The organism is Zoogloea sp. LCSB751 (assembly GCF_002028455.1).
GTDB lineage: Bacteria > Pseudomonadota > Gammaproteobacteria > Burkholderiales > Rhodocyclaceae > Zoogloea.
In genome coordinates, this window is sequence record NZ_MWUM01000491.1 from 1 (window position 1) to 246 (window position 246).

The 246-nt window shown below is 56.9% G+C and carries 1 protein-coding gene; it reads left to right on the forward strand.

All coding sequences use genetic code 11. The annotated features are described in order from the left end of the window. Positions 1 to 246 (forward strand): hypothetical protein (locus B4920_RS30195; protein WP_216820119.1); only part of this gene is annotated, 246 nt, incomplete at both ends.

Consider the following 246-nt stretch of genomic DNA (forward strand, 5'->3'; position numbering starts at 1 on the left):
ACGGGCATATCTGATCCGCACACAGAGCTATCTGGCAATATCGTGGTCAGCGCAGGAGAGGGGTTCTCGTCTTGCGTGCTGGAGGCCGCGAGTCGTTTCACCACTCTGCATCCGCGATGCTCGGTGGAGTTGCTGGTCACAGCCGATTTTCACAAGATCGTCCGCGGTGCCGCAGACATTGCTGTACGCACGACTCACCTGGGCGAACCTTCGCTTATTTATCGCTTCATAGACAGGCTCGCTTAC